17 protein-coding genes and 1 pseudogene are annotated in these 18,932 nt (G+C 57.2%); 10 read left to right on the forward strand and 8 right to left on the reverse strand.

Annotation, left to right across the window (positions count from 1 at the left end; genetic code table 11):
- Window positions 1-12: 12 nt before the first annotated feature.
- Together KJS28_RS11335 and KJS28_RS11340 are read left to right on the forward strand one after the other, a co-directional pair.
- Window positions 13-942, forward strand: a complete 930-nt coding sequence (locus KJS28_RS11335) for a TIGR03943 family putative permease subunit (protein WP_213541057.1) — start codon at window positions 13-15, stop codon at window positions 940-942.
- 59 nt (window positions 943-1,001) lie between these two features.
- Window positions 1,002-1,979 carry a hypothetical protein gene (locus tag KJS28_RS11340; protein ID WP_213541058.1) on the forward strand — a complete coding sequence of 326 codons (978 nt, stop codon included), beginning with the start codon at window positions 1,002-1,004 and terminating at the stop codon, window positions 1,977-1,979.
- A gap of 66 nt (window positions 1,980-2,045) precedes the next feature.
- Here KJS28_RS11340 and KJS28_RS11345 read toward each other — a convergent pair whose 3' ends face one another.
- The gene (locus KJS28_RS11345; protein ID WP_213541059.1) at window positions 2,046-2,684 is read right to left on the reverse strand and encodes a hypothetical protein; all 639 of its coding nucleotides are present in this window, start codon (window positions 2,682-2,684) and stop codon (window positions 2,046-2,048) included.
- A gap of 155 nt (window positions 2,685-2,839) precedes the next feature.
- Window positions 2,840-3,052, reverse strand: a complete 213-nt coding sequence (locus KJS28_RS11350) for a hypothetical protein (RefSeq protein ID WP_021858514.1) — start codon at window positions 3,050-3,052, stop codon at window positions 2,840-2,842.
- Between the two features lie 150 nt (window positions 3,053-3,202).
- On the opposite strand from KJS28_RS11350, the gene KJS28_RS11355 reads away from it, so the two are divergent.
- The 5 genes from KJS28_RS11355 (at window position 3,203) to feoB (ending at window position 10,909) form a co-directional block, all read left to right on the forward strand.
- Window positions 3,203-3,763, forward strand: a complete 561-nt coding sequence (locus KJS28_RS11355; protein WP_213541060.1) for a TetR/AcrR family transcriptional regulator — start codon at window positions 3,203-3,205, stop codon at window positions 3,761-3,763.
- Between the two features lie 149 nt (window positions 3,764-3,912).
- Complete coding sequence (locus tag KJS28_RS11360; RefSeq protein ID WP_228298394.1) at window positions 3,913-4,503, forward strand: HdeD family acid-resistance protein; 591 nt, start codon at window positions 3,913-3,915, stop codon at window positions 4,501-4,503.
- Between the two features lie 17 nt (window positions 4,504-4,520).
- Window positions 4,521-6,611: an efflux RND transporter permease subunit gene (locus KJS28_RS11365; protein WP_213541062.1), complete on the forward strand. Its 2,091-nt coding sequence runs from the start codon at window positions 4,521-4,523 to the stop codon at window positions 6,609-6,611.
- Window positions 6,608-8,515, forward strand: coding sequence for a hypothetical protein (locus KJS28_RS11370; RefSeq protein WP_213541063.1), 1,908 nt, complete (start codon window positions 6,608-6,610; stop codon window positions 8,513-8,515). The genes KJS28_RS11365 and KJS28_RS11370 overlap by 4 nt, the downstream gene beginning before the upstream one ends.
- Before the next feature lie 399 nt (window positions 8,516-8,914).
- The gene (gene feoB, locus KJS28_RS11375; RefSeq protein WP_213541064.1) at window positions 8,915-10,909 is read left to right on the forward strand and encodes a ferrous iron transport protein B; all 1,995 of its coding nucleotides are present in this window, start codon (window positions 8,915-8,917) and stop codon (window positions 10,907-10,909) included.
- A 49-nt stretch (window positions 10,910-10,958) separates the two neighbouring features.
- On the opposite strand, the gene KJS28_RS11380 is transcribed toward feoB, so the two are convergent.
- Window positions 10,959-11,498, reverse strand: a complete 540-nt coding sequence (locus KJS28_RS11380) for a stage V sporulation T C-terminal domain-containing protein (RefSeq protein ID WP_213541065.1) — start codon at window positions 11,496-11,498, stop codon at window positions 10,959-10,961.
- A gap of 386 nt (window positions 11,499-11,884) precedes the next feature.
- On the opposite strand from KJS28_RS11380, the pseudogene KJS28_RS12875 reads away from it, so the two are divergent.
- Window positions 11,885-12,076, forward strand: a pseudogene (locus KJS28_RS12875) (DUF4368 domain-containing protein); the annotation flags it as partial.
- Here KJS28_RS12875 and KJS28_RS11390 read toward each other — a convergent pair.
- From KJS28_RS11390 to KJS28_RS11405, 4 genes are all read right to left on the reverse strand, one after another.
- The gene (locus KJS28_RS11390; protein ID WP_213541066.1) at window positions 12,042-12,698 is read right to left on the reverse strand and encodes a hypothetical protein; all 657 of its coding nucleotides are present in this window, start codon (window positions 12,696-12,698) and stop codon (window positions 12,042-12,044) included. The pseudogene KJS28_RS12875 and the gene KJS28_RS11390 sit on opposite strands and share 35 nt — an antisense overlap.
- A gap of 448 nt (window positions 12,699-13,146) precedes the next feature.
- A complete protein-coding gene (locus KJS28_RS11395) occupies window positions 13,147-14,064 on the reverse strand; it encodes a radical SAM mobile pair protein B (RefSeq protein WP_213541067.1) in 918 nt (305 codons plus the stop codon).
- Window positions 14,052-14,741, reverse strand: a complete 690-nt coding sequence (locus tag KJS28_RS11400) for a radical SAM mobile pair protein A (RefSeq protein ID WP_213541068.1) — start codon at window positions 14,739-14,741, stop codon at window positions 14,052-14,054. Before KJS28_RS11400 ends, KJS28_RS11395 begins: the two co-directional genes overlap by 13 nt.
- A 28-nt stretch (window positions 14,742-14,769) precedes the next feature.
- Window positions 14,770-15,273, reverse strand: a complete 504-nt coding sequence (locus KJS28_RS11405; protein ID WP_213541069.1) for a flavin reductase family protein — start codon at window positions 15,271-15,273, stop codon at window positions 14,770-14,772.
- 154 nt (window positions 15,274-15,427) lie between these two features.
- Between KJS28_RS11405 and KJS28_RS11410 the strand changes: the two genes are divergently transcribed.
- On the forward strand, window positions 15,428-15,781 hold the full coding sequence (locus KJS28_RS11410) for a winged helix-turn-helix transcriptional regulator (RefSeq protein ID WP_213541070.1): 354 nt from the start codon (window positions 15,428-15,430) through the stop codon (window positions 15,779-15,781).
- 97 nt (window positions 15,782-15,878) lie between these two features.
- Here the strand turns inward: KJS28_RS11410 and KJS28_RS11415 are convergent, their stop codons facing one another.
- Window positions 15,879-16,034 carry a maltose acetyltransferase domain-containing protein gene (locus tag KJS28_RS11415; protein WP_228298395.1) on the reverse strand — a complete coding sequence of 52 codons (156 nt, stop codon included), beginning with the start codon at window positions 16,032-16,034 and terminating at the stop codon, window positions 15,879-15,881.
- Window positions 16,035-17,676: 1,642 nt separating this feature from the next.
- Between KJS28_RS11415 and KJS28_RS11420 the strand changes: the two genes are divergently transcribed.
- Window positions 17,677-18,828, forward strand: a complete 1,152-nt coding sequence (locus tag KJS28_RS11420) for a tyrosine-type recombinase/integrase (protein WP_213541071.1) — start codon at window positions 17,677-17,679, stop codon at window positions 18,826-18,828.
- Window positions 18,829-18,932 lie beyond the last annotated feature (104 nt).

Here is an 18,932-nt window from a genome sequence, read left to right on the forward strand (position 1 = left end):
GAGCGAGGAACTATGGATATTCCTGTCTATCTCATCGCCGGGTTTCTGGATTCCGGAAAAACCGGCTTCATCAACGGTATCCTCCGGGACGGCTTTGCCGAGGAGGACCGCACCCTGCTGATCTGCTGCGAGGAGGGGGAGCTGGAGTACGACCCCCGTGTGCTGGGCAATGTGTTCACCTACACGGTGGACGAGCAGAGTCAGCTGACTCCGGAGCTGTTCAAGAAGCTGGAGAAGCAGTACCGGCCCAAGCAGGTCATCATCGAGTATAACGGTATGTGGATGATCGAGCCTCTGTACCGGGACGGCCTGCCTGCCAACTGGATCCTCTACCAGATCATGTGTCTGGTGGACGCCAGAAGCTTCGAGATGTATGTGAAGAATATGGGCCAGCTGATGATGGAGAAGATCAGCAACGCCGATATGCTGATCTTCAACCACTGCAACGAGGAGCTGCGGGCCCAGCTCCGCAGCCGCAACCTGCGGATGGTGAACCGCCGGGCCGATATCTATCTGGAGAACGAGGACGGCACCAGTGAGGAGTACGTCACTCCGGAGATGTCCCCCTTCGATCTCTCCGACGGCCATCTGGATGTGCCGGACGACGACTACGGTGTCTGGTATGTGGATATGATGGACAACCCCGACCGCTATGACGGTGTCACCGTGCGGTATAAGGCCGTCATGTGCCACTCCAAGAAGTTCAAGGGTGTCCACTGCCCCGGCCGCTTCGCCATGGTCTGCTGCGAGAACGATATGCAGTTTTTGGCTCTGGTGGCCAAGGGCGAGGGGCTGGAGAGGTTCAAGAACCGCCAGTGGGTGGAGATCACCGCCACGGTGAAGAAAGAGGCCAATGACGCCTATCAGGGCGAGGGCCCGGTGCTGTATGTCACCGCCATCGCCCCCTGCGAAAAGCCCAAGGAGGAGGTCGTCTCCTTCTGACGATCCTCCGGCCTAGTTGTGTGTAAACCATGTGAAAGAGAGAAAAGGAGAACTACCCCATGACTCAAAAAGAAAAGACCTTTCTGGACCAGACCGCCCAGCGTCTGCATCTGACGGTGGACGGCGAGAGCAGCATCCTCTTCGGCAGCGTCGGCGGCTACCAGACCATGCTCTGGCGCAACGATCAGGGCCTTGCCGTTATGACCCTGTCCCTGCACAAGCTGGGGCAGGAGCCGGATCAGTCCGCCATCCGGCAATTCGTCAAGGGGACCCGTCTGGTGACGGGCGTCTCCGTCCGGCGCAGCCGGGTGGAGCTGACCCTGAATGTCCGCTTCGGCAATCCCAATCAGGTGGAGAAGCTGGCGGAGGCCGTAGCCGCCGTGGTGGAGTTCCTGCACGCCTCCGGCTATGATAACTGCTGCCAGAACTGCGGCAGCGCCGTGGAGACGGACCCCTGCATCATGACCGGGGTCCCCTCCCTGCTGTGTGACAGCTGCTACCAGCAGCTGGGCCATCTGCAGGAGCAGAACCAGCAGGCGGAGCTGGGCAAGAAGGAGAACGTGGTGGCCGGCACCGTGGGTGCGCTGCTGGGTTCTCTGCTGGGCGTGGCGTGCATCGTGCTGCTGGGCCAGCTGGGCTACGTGGCGGCAGTCAGCGGTATCGTCATGGCCATCTGCACCATGAAGGGCTATGAGCTGCTGGGCGGCCGGTTCTCCACCGTGGGTCTGGTGGTCAGCATCGTGCTGATGCTGGGCATGACCTACGTGGGCTACCAGCTGGATTGGTCCGTCGCCGTCTATAACGAGCTGAAGGACTACTACGAGCTGAGCCTGTTGGACTGCTTCCGCATGATCCCGGAGATGCTGCGTCAGGAGATCATCGATTCCTCCACCTACATCGGGGAGCTGGTGAAGCTGTATGCCTTCACGCTGCTGGGCGCCATCCCCACGGCCATCAGCTCCATGAGAAGCCGGAAGCTGAAGAAGGTCACTTACCGTCTGCGCTCCCAGCGCACCAACGCCGCCCCGGAGCTGTAATAAACCAAAAAAACAGGAGGCCGCAGGCATTGTCTGCGGCCTCCTGTTTATTTGTTTCGCCTTGGCTTACGCCTGATAGAACAGCTCCGCCAGATCGGCGGTGATATCCTCCGTCCAGCTGCACATGGTCACGCAGCACATATAGCCCTCCTGCTTGATGCACACCAGCGTCTCATACATGGGGACGCCGTCCATCTCGCCGGAGATAACAGCGCCCTCCCGAACCAGACCGGCGAACTGCACCGGAGTCTGCTCCACCTTCACGTTGGATAGCCCCATGGAGGCCAGAGCATCTTCCAGCTTGGGTACGGCGATCTCCAGATAGCCCGCCTCGTCCAGCAGCTTGCCGTACAGAGCGCCCAGATCCTCATACACCACGTTTATGGTCACAAGGCCCTCCATGGCGCTGGCGAACATATCATAGGTGCTCTTGCCATCCTCCATGGCCTTCTGCATCTCCTCGCTGCTCTCGGCCACCACGCCGGACAGCTCTGCCAGCTGCTCGTCGGTGTAGTAGGTCCAGTCATCGCTCAGCTGGCAGCCGATGCCCACGAAGGTGTTGGTGTAAATGCCGTTTTCAATCGTGCCACGCTGGAAGCCGGATTGGCTGTCGCCGCCGTCTCCGTCCTTCTTACCGCAGGCGGCCATGCTCAGCACCAGTACCAGCGCCAGCAGCAGACCTGCGGCCCGTTTCATCTGCTTCATCGCTTCTCTTTCCTCCGAATCATGTATTTGGGGGTCGCTATACCATATGGTATACATCCATCCTACCATATTTCGACACAGCCTGCAAGAGAAAAGCGCATCAGGGGCGGGCGCAAATGCGCCCGCCCCTGATGCGTCTGCCCCGCAGACTTCCGCTACAAGTCCTCCAGATCGTCCTTTCCCAGACGCATGGTGCGCCAGCGCTCCGGCAGCTCCGGCCCGATGAGAGGAAACAGATTCTCCGTGTGGGAGGTGGGCTGGATGTTGTAGGTGCCGTACTGGTTTACCAGATCGAAGGTGCTCTCCGGAACGCCGGGAAAGTCGTGGATATCCGGCGCCGGGTCGTGAAAGGGCTTTTTCTTTCGCATGGCATGGACCTCCTGTTCTTGGCTGCCGTCGGTCGTGACGGCAGGGATAGTATGCCCCATTTTGGGCGCTTTGGGAGGGTTGTCAGCCGGGGAAAAATCTGTTATAATCAATTTTCCGAGAGAGTATGTGCAGAAGAGACGGAGGTATGTATGGCAAATTTTACCAAGCAGGCCATTGAAACGGCGTTTTTGCAGCTGCTCAACGAAAAACCTCTGAACAAGATCAGCGTTCGGGATATTGTGGAAAAATGCGGCATCAACCGCAACTCCTTTTACTACCATTTTCAGGATATCCCCTCCCTCATCGCTGAGATCATCACCTCCTACACCGACCAGCTCATTGAGGAGTACCCCACCATCTCCACGCTGGACGAGTGCTGCGAGATGGCCTTCCGCTACGCTCTGCAAAACCGCAGCGCCGTGATGCACATCTACCACTCCGTGAACCGTGACCTCTTCGAGGAGAGCACCATGCGTCTGTGCGAGTACGCCGTCACCACCTACATCGATACCGCCTTCCCCCAGCACCAGCTGCCGGAGGCGGACCGCCGGGCGGTGATCCGCTTCATCAAGTGCCAACTCTTCGGAATGTGCATCGACTGGATCAGCGGCGGGATGCAGGATGAGGCGCTGGAGGAGCTGCGGCGTATCAGCCGCCTGTGCCACGGCCTGCCGGAGCTCATCATCGAGCGCAGCCGGGAGGACCATTGAAAATTTAGGCAAATACCCCCTGACTGCCTAAAAACTGGGCAATTTGCGTCCGGGTGTCTGACTTTCAGACACCCGGCATTTTTTGTCCATTTTCTCCCGCCGCCGAAAGCGGTAAACTCAGACCATCAAAAGTGAGGGAGATGCGTATCATGCGTTCTGTGACCCCTATGCGAGCGGCCAAAACAGGATACATCATCATGTCGGTGCTGCTGTGCGTGCTGGGCGTGGTGCTGTTTGTATGGCCCGGCGTGTCGGTGGCCGTCATCGGAGAGCTGCTGGGCATTGGGATGATCGTGTTTGGTGCCGTGAAGGTGGCGGGGTATCTGTCCCGTGACCTGTTTCGGCTGGCCTTCCAGTACGATCTGGCCTTCGGCGTGCTGCTGATGGCCTTGGGCATCGTAACACTGACCCATCCCGGCGAGACCATCGGCTTTCTGTGCGTGGTGTACGGCATTCTGGTGCTGTCGGACGGGCTGTTCAAGGTGCAGATCGCCGTGGACGCCAAGCGCTTCGGCATCGACCGCTGGTGGGCCATCCTGCTGGCGGCGGCGTGCGCCGGTGTGCTGGGCGTGCTGCTGGTGCTGCGGCCCGGCGAGGGGGCGCAGGCGCTGACCATGCTCCTGGGTGCGTCGCTGTTTCTGGACGGCGTGATGAATCTGCTGGTGGCTCTGCTGACGGTGAAGATCATCCGCCACCAGCAGCCGGACGTCATCGAGACAGACGAATTTGAGATCAAGTGAGAAAGGAACGAGATGCAATGGGATTGTCTAAAGCGGTGGTAAAAAACCGTGTTCTGATCCTGATGATCGCATTGATCCTGCTGGTGCCGGCGGTGTTTGGGATGCTGGGTACCCGGATCAACTACGATATGCTGGATTATCTGCCCAGCGACATGGATACCGTCATCGGGCAGGAGACGTTGAAGGAGGACTTCGGCAAGGGAGCCTTCTCCTTCATCGTGGTGCAGGATATGCCGGTGCAGGAGGTGGCCCAGCTGAAGGAGAAGATCCAGCAGGTGGACCACGTGGAGAGCGTGTTGTGGTACGATTCCGTGGCGGACCTCTCCATCCCCATGGAGCTGCTGCCGGATAAGCTGTATAACGAGTTCAATACCGATGACGCCACCATGCTGGCGGTGTTCTTCGACTCCGCCACCTCGGAGGACGTGACCATGGACGCCATCCGTGAGATCCGCTCCATCGCCGGCAAGCAGTGCTTCGTGTCGGGTATGTCGGCACTGGTGACGGATCTGAAGGACCTGTGCGAGCAGGAGGAGCCTATCTATGTGGCGCTGGCCGTGGCCTGTGCCTGCGCCGCCATGATGCTGCTGCTGGACGGCTGGCTGGTGCCCTTCGTGTTTCTGGCCAGCATCGGCATGGCCATCGTGTATAACCTTGGCAGCAACTTCTTTCTGGGAGAGATCTCCTACATCACCAAGGCCCTGTCTGCGGTGCTGCAGCTGGCTGTGACCATGGACTACTCCATCTTCCTGTGGCACAGCTACAACGAGCAGCTGACCCTGCAGAGCGACCACAAGGAGGCCATGGCGGTGGCCATCCACAACACCTTTACCTCCGTCATCGGCAGCTCTGCCACCACCATTGCCGGCTTCATCGCCCTGTGCTTCATGTCCTTCACGCTGGGCCGTGACCTGGGTATCGTCATGGCTAAGGGCGTGCTGCTGGGCGTGCTGGGCTGCGTGACCATCCTGCCGTCCCTGATCCTGGTGCTTGATAAGCCTCTGCAGCGGACACGGCATAAGTCCCTGATCCCCGATATGGGAGGCTTTGCCAAGGGCGTGTGCAAGATTTTCCCCGTGTTTTTGGTGATCTTCGCCCTGCTTGTTGCCCCGGCCTACATCAGCTATGATAAGACCAACGATGAGGTGTACTACGACATGGGCCAGTGCCTGCCGGAGGACATGGAGTACGTCATCGCCAACAAGAAGCTCTCCGAGGAGTTTGACATCGCCTCCACCCATATGCTGCTGGTGAACGCCGATCTGCCGGACAGCGACGTCCGGGCCATGATCGACGAGATGGAGCAGGTGCCGGGCGTGAAGTATGTGTTGGGCATGGAGAGCGTGGTAGGTCCCATGATCCCCATGGAGGTGCTGCCGGATTCCGTGCGCTCCATGCTGGAGAGCGACCAGTGGGAGCTGTTGCTCATCAACTCCGAGTATAAGGTGGCCTCCGATGATGTCAATCAGCAGATCGATCAGCTGAACGCCATCCTGAAAAAGTACGACGAGGGCGGAATGCTCATCGGTGAGGCCCCCTGCATGAAGGACATGATCGAGACGACGGACCACGACTTCAAGGTAGTCAACGCCATCTCCATCGCCGCCATCTTTATCATCATCACGCTGGTAGAGGGAAGCTTCTCCCTGCCCTTCATCCTGATCGCCGTCATCGAGCTGGCTATCTTCATCAATCTGGGCCTGCCCCATGTGCTGGGTCAGTCGCTGCCTTTCATCGCCCCCATCTGTATCAGTACCATCCAGCTGGGCGCTACGGTGGACTACGCCATCCTGATGACCACCCGCTACAAGGCGGAGCGGCTCAATGGCGAGGACAAGAAGAAGGCCGTCATGACCGCCCTGCGGACCTCGGCCCCTTCCATCATCGTCAGCGGCATGGGCCTGTTCGCCGCCACCTTCGGCGTGGCGCTGTATTCCAACATCGATATCGTGGGCTCCATGTGTATGCTGATGGCCCGTGGCGCTATCATCAGCGTGCTGCTGGTGCTGCTGGTGCTGTCGGCTCTGCTGATCCTGTGCGACGGCATCGTGTGCCGCACCACCCGTGGTATGACCCATCTCATTGGTAAACAGGAGGTTGTAAAATGAAAAAGAATAAATTTCTGGCTGTGATCTTAGCCATGGCGGTGGCCGTAGGCGCCGCCGGCGTCACCACCTACGCCGTGGGCAAGGACGCCAATGATACCGAGGCCCCGTCCGCCGTGGTGACGGCTGCCTCCGCCTCCGACACGGAGGCCGTCAAGGACGAGACGGTTTACGTCATGACCGCTGCCGACGGCAGCACCCAGAAAATTCTGGTCAGCGACTGGATCAAGAACGCCCTGCCTGCCGAGGCCCAGAAGGCCATCGAGAGCCTGAACGACGCCCAGCAGGTGAAGGACGACTGCTGGACCGGCACCATCCAGAAGGAGCTGCCGGTGAGCATGAGCATCCACTATACCTTGGACGGCAAGACCGTCACCCCCAGCGAGCTGGCGGGCAAGAGCGGCAAGGTGACCATCCGCTTCGAGTATGAAAACAACCAGTATGAGGTGCGTACCGTCAACGGCGTCAGCCAGAAGGTGTATGTCCCCTTCGTGGCCCTTACCGGTGCCCTGCTGGATACCTCCCACTTCTCCAATGTCACCGTCTCCAACGGTAAGCTCATCAACGACGGCGACCGCATCGCCGTCATGGGCATGGCCTTCCCCGGCCTGCAGGAGGATCTGGGCATCAGCAAGGAGCAGCTGGACCTGCCCGACTATGTAGAGATCAGTGCCGATGTGACGGACTTTACGCTGGAGACCACCCTCACCGTCGTCTCCAACAGCCTCCTCAACGAGGTGGATACCGACGACCTTACCTCCGGCGATCTGGGGAGCCTGTCCGATTCTCTGGGCAAGCTCACGGATGCCATGGATCAGCTGATGGACGGTTCCTCCCAGCTGTATGACGGACTCTGCACGCTGCTGGACAGCTGCGGACAGCTGTCTGACGGCGTGGATCAGCTGACGGACGGTCTGGATCAGCTCAGCTCCAACAGCAGCGCCCTGAACGCCGGGGCCAAGCAGGTCTTTACCTCCCTGCTGGCTATGGCCGATGAGCAGCTGCAGCCCCAGCTGGCGCAGGCGGGCATCACCATCCCCTCCCTGACCATTGACAACTACACCACCGTGCTGAGCGGCGTGCTGGCCCAGCTGGACGAGGCCGGTACGCTGGCCGAGCAGGCCGCCCGTGAGCAGGTGACTGCCGCCGTGGAGGCCGCACGGGATCAGATCCGTGCCGCTGTGACCGAGGCCGTGCAGCAGCAGGTAACGGCGCAGGTGACGGAGCAGGTGCGCCAGCAGGTGCTGGGGCAGGTGCTCAACGCCATGGGCTACACCATGGAGCAGTATCAGCAGAGTCCTGAACTGAAGGCGCAGGTGGATGCCGCCGTAGAGATGCAGGTGCAGACTCCGGCTATGCAGCAGACCATCTCCGAGAATGTGACGGCCCTTATGGGGACGGAGGAGATCCGGCAGAAGATCGACGCCGCCACGGAGCAGCAGGTGCAGCTGAAGATCGAGGAGACCATGGCCTCCGACGAGGTGCAGCAGAAGATCATGGCCGCTACGGAGCAGGCCTCCGCCGGTGCCGTGCAGATCCGCAGCCTGAAGCAGCAGCTGGACCAGTACAACGTGTTCTACATGGGCCTGAATAGCTACACCGCCGGTGTGGATCAGGCTGCCGCCGGTGCTCAGCGGCTCCAGAGCAATATGCCCGCCCTGCTGGATGGCGTGAAGCAGCTGCGGGACGGCGCCATGCAGCTCTCCGATGGATTGAAGCAGTTCAATGAGGAGGGCGTGGAGAAGCTGGTCAGCGTGCTGGGCGACGACGTGGAGGGTCTGGCGGAGCGCCTGACCGCCACGGTGGAGGTCTCCCGCAACTACCGCAGCTTCTCCGGTCTGACGGACGGCATGGACGGCGCTGTGCGCTTCATCTACCGCACCGAGGCTGTGGAAAAGGCCGAGTGATTCCGTTTCCCTACAGAGTAAGAAGGCGGCAGCCCATAGGGCTGCCGCCTCAGCGTATCGAAAAAGTCTTTTCGACACGCTGAGGCATTTTTCAGAACTTCAAAAAAGTTCTGAAAAATGGGGATCATCATCGTGCAGGACACCCTTCCCGGGTTTCCCGCACACACCCTTCCTCCCCGTTGACGAGAGGTTCTCACTTTTCTCGACAGACTCAGGCGGCAGCCCATAGGGCTGCCGCCTTTGGCGTCGGGAGGGCATTGCCCGCCATCCTCTCCGTCATCGCAAAAGCCCGCCGCTGGCGGGCTTTTGTGCGCTCTTGGAGGCCCTTCCGCACCCTCCCCGCACCCAACGGAGGTGGGCGGCATACAATGGTCTATCCTTAGGGAAGGGGGAGGCGTGGTGGAGCATACATATACCGTGGCGCTGGCGGGAAACCCCAATGTGGGAAAAAGCACCGTGTTCAACCGCCTGACAGGGCTGCGCCAGCACACGGGCAACTGGCCCGGCAAGACCGTGGAGCGGGCAGAGGGGTATTTTTCGCAGGCGGGGCAGCGGTTCCGGCTGGTGGATCTGCCGGGGACCTATTCTCTGGCGGCGGATTCGCCGGAGGAGGAAGTGGCCGGGGCGTTTTTGCAGAGCGGGCAGGCGGATGCCGTCATTGTGGTAGTGGACGCCTCCTGCCTGCGGCGGGGGCTGATCTTGGCCCTACAGCTCCGCCAGCAGACCCAGCGGCTGGTGCTGTGCGTGAATCTCATGGACGAGGCGGCCCGCCGGGGTGTCACGCCCCAGATCCGGCGCTTGGGGCAGCTGCTGGATGTGCCGGTGGTGGCCACCGCCGCCCGCAGCGGGAAGGGCTTGGCGGAGCTGCGGCATCAGGCGGCGGAGGTGTGCCGCCGGGAGCCATGGGAGGACGGCTGGAAGCTGACCTACGCCCCTCCGGTGGAGGCGGCGCTGGGACTGCTGGAGACGGGAATGTCCCGCCGCCGGGCCGTGGCGCTGCTGTGGGGAAGCCCGCCCACAGAGGGGGAACAGTCCCTGTGGCAGCGGGCGCAGCAACGGCTGGGAGCGCTCTCCGGGCAGGCCCTGCGGGACAGCCTGACAGCGTCGGTGGTGGCGCTGGCGGAGGAGATCGGGCGGCAGTGCGTCCGGTGCGCCGGGCCAGACCCCCACGCCCCGGACCGGCGGCTGGATCGGCTGCTGACCTCCCGGCTTACAGGCTTTCCGGTGATGCTTCTGCTGCTGGGGCTGGTGTTCTACCTGACCATACAGGGGGCCAATGCCCCCTCCCGGCTGCTGAGCCGGTGGCTGACGGCGCTGGAGGAACCACTGCGGGGTCTGCTGGCAGGAGCGCCGTGGTGGGTGCAGGGGGCTGTGGTGGACGGCATCTACCGGACGGTGGCGTGGGTGGTGGCGGTGATGCTGCCTCCCATGGCCATCTTCTTCCCCCTGTTCACGCTGCTGGAGGACGCCGGGTATCTGCCCAGAGTGGCCTTCTGCATGGATCGGTGCTTCCGGGCGGCGGGCGCCTGCGGGCGGCAGAGCCTCACCATGGCCATGGGCTTCGGCTGCAACGCCTGCGGCGTCACCGGCTGCCGCATCATTGCCAGCCCCAGAGAGCGGCTGGTGGCCATCCTCACCAACTGCTTCGTTCCATGCAACGGCCGCTTCCCTACGCTGATCGCCCTGATCGGCCTGTTCTTTCTGGGGGATGCCGCCGGGCCGGGGCGGTCGGCACTGGCAGCGGCGGTGTTTTTAGGGGTCATCGTGTTCTGCGTGGCCATGACGCTGGCCATGTCCAAGCTGCTGAGCGCCACGGTGCTGCGAGGACAGCCCTCCTTTTTTTCACTGGAGCTGCCGCCCTATCGCCTGCCCCAGGTGGGGCGGGTGCTGGTGCGCTCCCTGCTGGATCGGACGGTGTTTGTGCTGGGACGGGCGCTGACGGTGACGGCCCCGGCGGGGCTGCTGATCTGGGGGATGGGGAACATGGACGCCGGGGGCGTCTCTCTGCTGGAGCGGGCCGCCGGGGTACTGTCCCCGCTGGGACGGCTCATGGGGCTGGACGGCATGGTGCTGCTGGCCTTTCTGCTGGGCTTTCCCGCCAATGAGATCGTGCTGCCCATTCTGCTGATGGGCTATCTGCACACCGGGACGCTGACGGAGTGCGGCGGGCTGGAGGCGCTGCGGGCCATTTTGCTGCACAGCGGCTGGACCACGGAGACGGCCCTGTGTATGATGGCCCTGTGCCTGCTGCACTTCCCCTGCGGCACCACCTGCCTCACCATCCGCCGGGAGACCGGCGGCTGCCGGTGGACGCTGCTGGCCATGGTGCTGCCGACGGCGGTGGGGATGGCGGTCTGTATGCTGATCCATGGAGCCTTCGGGCTGCTGGGATAAACGGGCGAAGGGAGCCGGGAGAGCATCGCTCTCCCGGCTCCCTTTGCAGTCAGGTCTCCATGTGCTTGCCCAGAAAACCCGCCACGGCTTGGGCCAGCTTGTACTCCCCCTCGCCGGGGAGACGATCCTCCGCCGAGACAAAGAGTACCAGCCCCAACACGTCGCCGCCGCACAGGATGGGGGCGGCCACCGCCGCCGCATACTGCCCGGTGCTCTCGGAGACCGGCAGCCGCTCCTGCCCGGAGCGGTACTGATAGATGCTGCGCTGCTCCATGATCTGCTCCAGCTGCGGAGAAAGGTTCTTGCCCAGCAGCTCCCGCTTCCCGGCCCCGGCTACGGCCACGATGCCGTCCCGGTCGGTGACAGCGGCGGTGAAATCCGTGTTGCGGGACAGGGTGTCGCAGAATTGGGCGGCAAAGTCCTCCAGCCCGCCGATGAGGGAGTACTTCTTGAAAATGACTTCCCCGTCCCGTGTGGTGTAGATCTCCAACGGGTCGCCCTCACGGATACGCATGGTGCGGCGGATCTCCTTGGGGATCACGACCCGGCCCAGGTCATCGATGCGCCGCACGATCCCAGTTGCTTTCATCTATATACATCCTCCAGCTGTTGAGTTTTGTTACCGGCGATGGTGGGTGTGCTTGCCCTTCTTCATCGGCGGTATGCCTATTTTCTGCAATGGCGGCAAAAATATGTAGCCGCCGCTGTTGGGGGTTTCTGGAAAATGCAGGGGCTGCGGGATCGTGTGCGGGTTGGAGGGATGTGCTGTATCCGCTGAAAAGACCGGGAAAACCAGCGCAAAATTGAGATCATTCCCAAGCTACTGAAAACGCTTTATGAGGACAAGCTCAGCGGCAAGACCTCGGAGGATAACTACTGTGTTCTTTCGCAGGAATATTCCGATGAGCGTGAGCAGCTGCAAAAGAAGATTCTGAAGCTGCGCAGGAAGCTGACCGAAATGGGCGAAAAGGAAAACGAGCGGAAGAATTCATTCATGCGATACGCAAGTTCATGGAAATGCGGACGCTGACCAAACAGGTGTTGAACGAGCTGATCGACCACATCGATGTGTACGAAACGCAGGGGACGGGCAAAACCGGAGCAGGCGTAAACCTGCTCCGGACACAAAAACCTATTCATCACAATTCTCATTATAACAAGCATTGACCGCTTCGGCGAATAGTGAACGGGAATGCTTGTTTGGGTCATCATTGTTATTTTTCCTGCGGATGTATAGTGTGTACAGCGCACCTTTCAATCCATTATCTTTTATCCATTGAAAGCGTTCCGGAAGCATATAGAATCCTTGAGACTGTTCTGACCATGAATAAGCATTTTGTTTCTTGTTATAGTGAATGTACTCCTGACAATCGTATCCATCGTCGTCTTCATAGTCATTTACAAAAGCAAAATCAACGCTGTGAAGTATACGGGAATTTTTTCGGTCCTTAACTTTGATGGTTAAGACGCGAGTTGAGTCTTCGGCAAAGTCGTAGCCATACCGATGCGCAAATTTATCCAATGATTGTTTGAATAGTAATTTGATCTGTTTTGCAGTGAAGCGATTTTCTTCATCGTTGGGATAAATATTGATGTCAAAATCGAAACCGATATTTGATTTTGCATCATAGGTTATCATATTTCGAGAGTAACTGCCAACCGGCTTATGCTGAAAAGTGTATTGCTTCCGCAAGTCATCATGAACAAGACTGAGAATTTCCATAAGGTCAGAATAGGCAGACTTAACCTGTGGGGAATGTTTGGATATGAACTTGAAATCGTGTTTCATATTGTGAATCCTTTCTCTTCCCATGCCGCCCATTCAGCGTTTCTCGCTAAATCATTATAATATACTCACGAATGATGCCCGTGTCAATACTTTCAGGTAAAAAAGAAGTGGATGTAACTGAAATCAGTTACATCCACTCGATCTGGTTGCGGAGGGAGGACTTGAACCTCCGACCTCCGGGTTATGAGGCAGTCTCAAGGGCAAATCGGAGTCATTTCGGCTCCGATTTGTGCTTTTTACCACCGTCCGCTCGGCGGATCTTCCATTGTTTCCGTCCAGCCCTGCCCGCTCCAATTCTATTCTGGGTCAAAAATGGGTCAGAGAAAATTTTGAAATTACAAAACAAAAGTTGTCAAGCGTTTGTCCAATATAATTTTTATCACGTTGACACACGTAACTTAGAGTGTGGGTGTCGATTGTCCATACTACGTTTCAGAGCACCCTAAGATCATACTTTTTGAGTTCGCTTCCCGGTGTTCTCAGAGCCGCGTACTTCCTCGTGGTAAAAATAATCCACAATGACCGGATGTCCCGGCTCTGCCCGGCCGTAGGGGAGTTCGTTGTCCACAAAGGGACAACCGCATTCTCTTGCAAGGTGCTCCGCCTGTTCTTCCAGACCACGGAAGTAGCTTCTGTCTCCCTTGTTGTAGATGGTGTCGTACAGGGGGAGCAGGTGGGGATATTTCTCCTGGATATAGTCTAAGATGTCTTTTTTGAAACCGCCCCGCAGATTCAAATTTTCCAGCCACACCAGGTCGCACTGGTCCTTCACCCGGTGGAAGATGGCCTCGAAATCCGTGATACCGGGAAAAACCGGAGCGATAAAGCACACGGTGCGGATACCTGCGTCATAAACCTGTTTCATGGCATCCAGCCGCCGCTTGATGCTGACGGCATTGTCCATATCGTTTTTGAAATCCTCGTCCAGCGTATTGATCGACCAGGAAACCGTGACCTTTCCCAATTCTTTCAGAAGGTCGATATCACGGATTACCAAGTCTGACTTGGTACAGATGAGAATTTCCGCCTCGCTGCCCCGAAGCTGCTCAAGAAGCTTTCGGGTGTTCTGAAACTGAGCCTCCTGGGGCAGATAGCCATCGGTCACAGAACCGATGACTACGCGCTGCCCTTTGTACTTTTGCGGATTTTTGATTGCCGGCCAATGCTTCACATCCAGGAATGTACCCCACGGTTCGGTGTGCCCGGTAAATCGCTTCATGAACGAAGCGTAGCAGTATTTGCAGCCATGGGTACAGCCTACATAAGGATTGACCGAATAGCCGCCCACCGGCAGGGTGGATTTTGTCATGATATTTTTTGTCTCCACATCCCGGATCAGGATGCCGTTGTTGTTCACTTCCGCCATGTTTTTTGCACCTCCAATACCCGGTAAAAGGCCGGGGGAAATTCCTGTACCATTTGTGCCTCTCCCATGATAGGAAGTAGATCTTCCTTCATGAATACAGGGATGCCCAGTGTGTGAGCTTGATCGGTCAAATTCCGTACCCACTCCGGTTTGGATACGGTTTTACCCTTCCTGCGTCCGGTCTCAGTACCGATGACGATCCATTCGATGCCGGTAAGATCTACTGTGCCGATGTCGTCAAACATAGGTTCAAAGGTCACATGATAGTGTCCGCCATGGATATGCTCCCGTAAAGCCTGGATGCGGTCCTTTTCCTTGCTGGAGGCAACAGTTACACCAAACCAAGCGTTGTCTAATGAGGTGGAAAAGACGATGCCCTCCGGTCTCTTAGTCAAGAACAGATACTGATGCTGTGGGTTTTCAGTCATCTTGGCAAATATCTGTTCCCGCCACTCTGACTTCCAGTGGGAAAAATCGCTCATGCCGGTGAGTAGAAAATTCTGTGGGCGCTTTTTCTCCATCAGCCGCAGCTTATCGGGGAAGAACTCCGGCTTTTCAAAATCATCAATCATGTGGAACCGGCGGACATTGTTTCTGGCGTAGCAGTAGCTGCAACCAATAGTACAGCCAATCACCAGATTCATGTTCTGAATACAGTCTTTGATACAAACAGCCACCGCTGACACCTCCTTACCGTTTTAAGATTTAGCCTTCTGCCGCAGGTGCAACTTTCCCGAAGCCGTTCCAGGCATACAGGCCCTTCTTGTCCTCATTGCCCAGGAACTTGTCCACCTGACAGATGTGCAGGATATGGTCGCCCACCTCCACCGACTGCTGCAAGGTAGCCACCATCGCCAGCCGGGTGTCCGCCGGAATCTGGATGTCGCTGCCCCCTACAGCCATCATCTCGATGTTGTTGGCGGCCACCTTGTCGGTCTCGGCACCGGTAGATGCTCCGCAGGCCATTACTGCGCCTGCCAGACTCTCACAGGGAACAGTGACAATGACTTTGCCGGTCTCACGCACACGCTTGCCGGTGTGGGACTGTTTGCCAGTGGCGAAACCCACCATAGGCGGATTGAAGGAGAGGTAAGACACAAAGCAAATGGGAGCCAGGTTCGTAGAACCATCCTCCTTTTTAGAGCAGATCAATGTCAGCGGATTGGGGGAGGTCAGAACAGTAGCCTCCATAATGTTCAGTTCTTTCATATCATTCAGACCTTTCTGAGAAATTTCAGTCGTTGACTGCATGGCCAACCAGTGATATATTTATTATACCTGATAGCAATTTTTGTTCAAGTACGCAAATTATTTGTACCTGGTATCAAAAAATATACTACAAAAGACGAGGAAAGATCCAATCATGACTTATGAAGAATTCAAAGAAAAGGTTAGCAGTGTCATTCTAACCGATGATGGAAACTGCCCGGTCACGCCGGTGGTTCAAATGCTGCAGGGCAAATGGAAACTCCAAATTCTCTATGAACTATGCATCAAGTGTCCCATGCGGTTTGGGGAACTGAAAAAGATGCTAAAGCCAATTACAAATACGGCGCTGACAAATGCCCTCAAAGAGTTGGAAGCCGATGATTTGATACAACGAATCCAGTACAATGAGATGCCGTTGCGAGTAGAATACTCCCTAACACTGAAAGGGCAAGATTTGTTGCCGGTATTTTATGCCATTATGCAGTGGGGAATAAAATATATCCCTTGAATTTCTAAAACAAATGATTTCAATAAATTACTGGTGTAATTTACCCTTGACAAATCTCATCACAATGCTCCTTTGACTTCGACCACCAACTTTTTCATCAGTTTTGCTTTCCTTCTTCATCAGATGGGCAAAGTTGGTTGTAGTCATAACAAAGATCCTTTGTCCGAGCCAGATCATCTGATAGCTCTTTAGCGTCATTCGCGTCATGAAGCATTTGCTCAGCATTTTTTCCTTTTCTGTCATTCTGGCTCACCCTCATCTCCGAAAAGTCCGGATTTGTGGGACTTATCATACCATAACGCAAAAGCGTTTGCTACTGAAATTACCGACAGGGATATCTGTATATCAGCAGAAAAAGTGACCGCACAGGGAGTGCTGCTCGGCAACCTCAGAAAACGACAAATGAGCCGCTTTGACAAGCGGACGTCCGGCGTTTCGGCAGCACGCAAAGCACGCCGGGGGTAGTGATACCACCCCCACCTCGCACGTTCAGAAAGTACTGCGCACAGAGTGAAAAAACAGCGACATCACCAAGTTGCAAACAGATCACGCAGCCCAGCGGGGCCGCGGCGCCTCGGAACAGCGACGCACATGAGCGCATCGCTGTCCCGGAGGCTCTTTGCGTTCTTCGGGAGTACCCTCGACCCAGACCTCAAAGGGGCAAAGTACGCCGTTTTACCCCCTGACCACGCAGGGGTTCCAAAACGCATGAAACAGTCCGAGGGTAGTGATACCACCCCCATCCGAAATGCCCCATGTTTCGCCCTGTGAACGCCTGTGTGCGATCCTTTGAGCAAAGCCGAGCGTGTACCCACTTTTGCCCGTGAAAGCGAACGTGGGGCGTTTGTGCGAGAAGTTGAAAAGCGGAATGAAAAGCGGTTGGGAGATAAAATTTATGGTAGCAACTTTGCAGGATTTTCTCCCTCTGCTGATGGTGATGGGTCACAGAGAACCGGGAAATGTATGTATATAAAAGCGTGGCGGAATCAAGGGTTACAAATGCTTACCACATAATCCATGGCGCACTCACCGAATCACGCAGCCCGGCGGGGCCGCGACGCCTCGGAACAGCGACGCGCATGAGCGCATCGCTGTCCCGCAGGCTCTCTGCGTTCTTCGGGAGTACACCAGATCAAGACCCCAGAACCGGCAAAGTTTGCCGTTTTGACACCCGGCCCGGGGATGTTTGTGAACGTGCGGAACGCTCCGAGGGTAGTGATAGCACCCTCTGTCCGAAACGCCCCTGTTTCGGCGTGTAAGCCGCTGTGTGCGCGGTTAGGGGCTGGGGTGGCGTGTGTACCCGATTTCATCCGCGAAAGCGAATGTGGGCCATTTGTGCCAGAGGTGTTGAAGCCCGTATGGCCGATGCATTGGAAGCATTGATATGACTGCATTTCTTGCGCTTTTCGATCCTTTTTCGAGGACGAAAAAGAAAGCAGGATAAAGGGCTGGCGTCGGAACCGACGCTTTGCCCAATCACTTCTGCCCGCAGTGCGGGCAGTTGACGGGGGTTTCAGCGCAGTCGGTTGTGGCGCCTTTTGAAGAAAATTTCAGAGCGGCTGGCGTCTTGGTTCCCGCAAACGCAGATGTCCCAAGGATTTTGGTGGTGCCTTGTGGCCGTTTCGGAAGGAAATCGAGGTAATCACCTTCGCGTGATCAATGGTGCAGGGCAAGCGTGTTTTGAGTCACCGCAGTCAATGAAAAGAAACTTTCGACCGTTCAAAAATCGCACCGCTGTAACCAAAGAAGAGCGTCTCCGGCAGCGCAGAAATTGCGCCGCCATAGACAAAGATAGGGCGTCCCCTTCAAATGATAACTTTCTGATAACTGTTCCGTTTTCTGGTAGCTTTTCCCTCTTGGCTACGGTATTGTTCGTTGCGAAAGGGGCTGATACCATGCCAAAACGACGAGCAAACGGAGAAGGCAATATCCGAAAGCGCAAGGATGGACGATGGGAGGGCCGCTACACAGTCGGCCACGATCCGGAAACCGGCAAAGCCATCATCAAAAATGTCCTCGGCAAGACACAGGCAGAAGTCAAGGAAAAGCTGAAGAAAGCCATCGAGGAAAACGTGGGCATCGACTACGGGCGGGCCAAGACCTACACGGTGGGTAACTGGTTAGAAGTGTGGTACGAGAACTATGCCAAAATCAAAATGCGCCCATCCACCTACCTGACCTATCATGGCTACATCGAAAACCACATCAAGCCGCAGCTCGGAAAGATCCCGTTGAATAATCTGACGACGCTGCATCTGCAACAGTTCTACAAGAAATTGTTGGCGGAAGGGTGGGTAGAGCGAATCGAAGCACAGAAGCAGCCCGAGGGACTGAGCGCCAAAACAGTACGCAACATCCATCAAATCATTTCCGCTGCCCTGAAGTTGGCAAACGAGCAGCGGCTGATCGCCCGCAATCCGGCAGACGGCTGTGCCTTGCCGAAGGCGGAGCGCAAGGAAATGCAGACGCTTCCTGTTGAGCAGCTGACGTCCTTCCTCTGCGAGGCAAAAGACAGCGGCGTGTTCGCCCTGTACTACATCGACCTGACCACCGGCCTGCGGCGGGGCGAGTTGCTCGGATTAAAATGGCCGGACATTGATTTGGAAAAAGGAGACCTTCGGGTTCAACGGCAGATTGGGCGCATCGACGGCAAAATCATTGAGATGCCGCTGAAAACGAAAAACGCCTACCGCACACTGCCCCTGTCGACAGATGCGGTAGATGTTCTGATGCAACAAAGAAGAAAAACGGGTAACAGCGAGTGGGTGTTTCCCTCGCCCACCGGAGGCCCCATGTCCCCGGACAGCGTGTTGCACATGCTGCACCGCGTCCTGAAGCGGGCAGGGCTGCCGAAGGTGCGTTTCCATGACCTGCGCCACACCTTCGCAACGCTGGCACTGCAAAACGGTGTGGACATCAAAACCGTGTCCTCGATGCTCGGTCATTTTTCAGCAGGCTTCACGCTGGACACCTATGCGCATGTAACGACCTCAGCCAAGCGTGAAGCGGCAAAGACAATGGGTAACATTCTCTCTGGTGCGGTATAGTGCTTTCCGCTATCCGCTCCCGTTGGGGTCAGCGTTTGGGTCAGAAAAAACGGCAAGCAAGTTATCTGACAAAAAAGTGCGGAAAAAGTCCTGATTTCGCAAGA

This window comes from Vescimonas coprocola (assembly GCF_018408575.1).
In the GTDB taxonomy this organism is placed as follows: Bacteria; Bacillota; Clostridia; order Oscillospirales; family Oscillospiraceae; genus Vescimonas; species Vescimonas coprocola.

Excerpts from the sequence above, each read along its gene's own strand:
- KJS28_RS11335 (WP_213541057.1), top strand. The coding sequence starts at position 13 with ATGGATATTCCTGTCTATCTCATCGCCGGGTTTCTGGATTCCGGAAAA.
- KJS28_RS11340 (WP_213541058.1), top strand. The coding sequence starts at position 1,002 with ATGACTCAAAAAGAAAAGACCTTTCTGGACCAGACCGCCCAGCGTCTG.
- KJS28_RS11345 (WP_213541059.1), bottom strand. The coding sequence starts at position 2,684 with ATGAAGCAGATGAAACGGGCCGCAGGTCTGCTGCTGGCGCTGGTACTG.
- KJS28_RS11350 (WP_021858514.1), bottom strand. The coding sequence starts at position 3,052 with ATGCGAAAGAAAAAGCCCTTTCACGACCCGGCGCCGGATATCCACGAC.
- KJS28_RS11355 (WP_213541060.1), top strand. The coding sequence starts at position 3,203 with ATGGCAAATTTTACCAAGCAGGCCATTGAAACGGCGTTTTTGCAGCTG.
- KJS28_RS11360 (WP_228298394.1), top strand. The coding sequence starts at position 3,913 with ATGCGTTCTGTGACCCCTATGCGAGCGGCCAAAACAGGATACATCATC.
- KJS28_RS11365 (WP_213541062.1), top strand. The coding sequence starts at position 4,521 with ATGGGATTGTCTAAAGCGGTGGTAAAAAACCGTGTTCTGATCCTGATG.
- KJS28_RS11370 (WP_213541063.1), top strand. The coding sequence starts at position 6,608 with ATGAAAAAGAATAAATTTCTGGCTGTGATCTTAGCCATGGCGGTGGCC.
- KJS28_RS11380 (WP_213541065.1), bottom strand. The coding sequence starts at position 11,498 with ATGAAAGCAACTGGGATCGTGCGGCGCATCGATGACCTGGGCCGGGTC.
- KJS28_RS11390 (WP_213541066.1), bottom strand. The coding sequence starts at position 12,698 with ATGAAACACGATTTCAAGTTCATATCCAAACATTCCCCACAGGTTAAG.
- KJS28_RS11395 (WP_213541067.1), bottom strand. The coding sequence starts at position 14,064 with ATGGCGGAAGTGAACAACAACGGCATCCTGATCCGGGATGTGGAGACA.
- KJS28_RS11405 (WP_213541069.1), bottom strand. The coding sequence starts at position 15,273 with ATGAAAGAACTGAACATTATGGAGGCTACTGTTCTGACCTCCCCCAAT.
- KJS28_RS11410 (WP_213541070.1), top strand. The coding sequence starts at position 15,428 with ATGACTTATGAAGAATTCAAAGAAAAGGTTAGCAGTGTCATTCTAACC.
- KJS28_RS11420 (WP_213541071.1), top strand. The coding sequence starts at position 17,677 with ATGCCAAAACGACGAGCAAACGGAGAAGGCAATATCCGAAAGCGCAAG.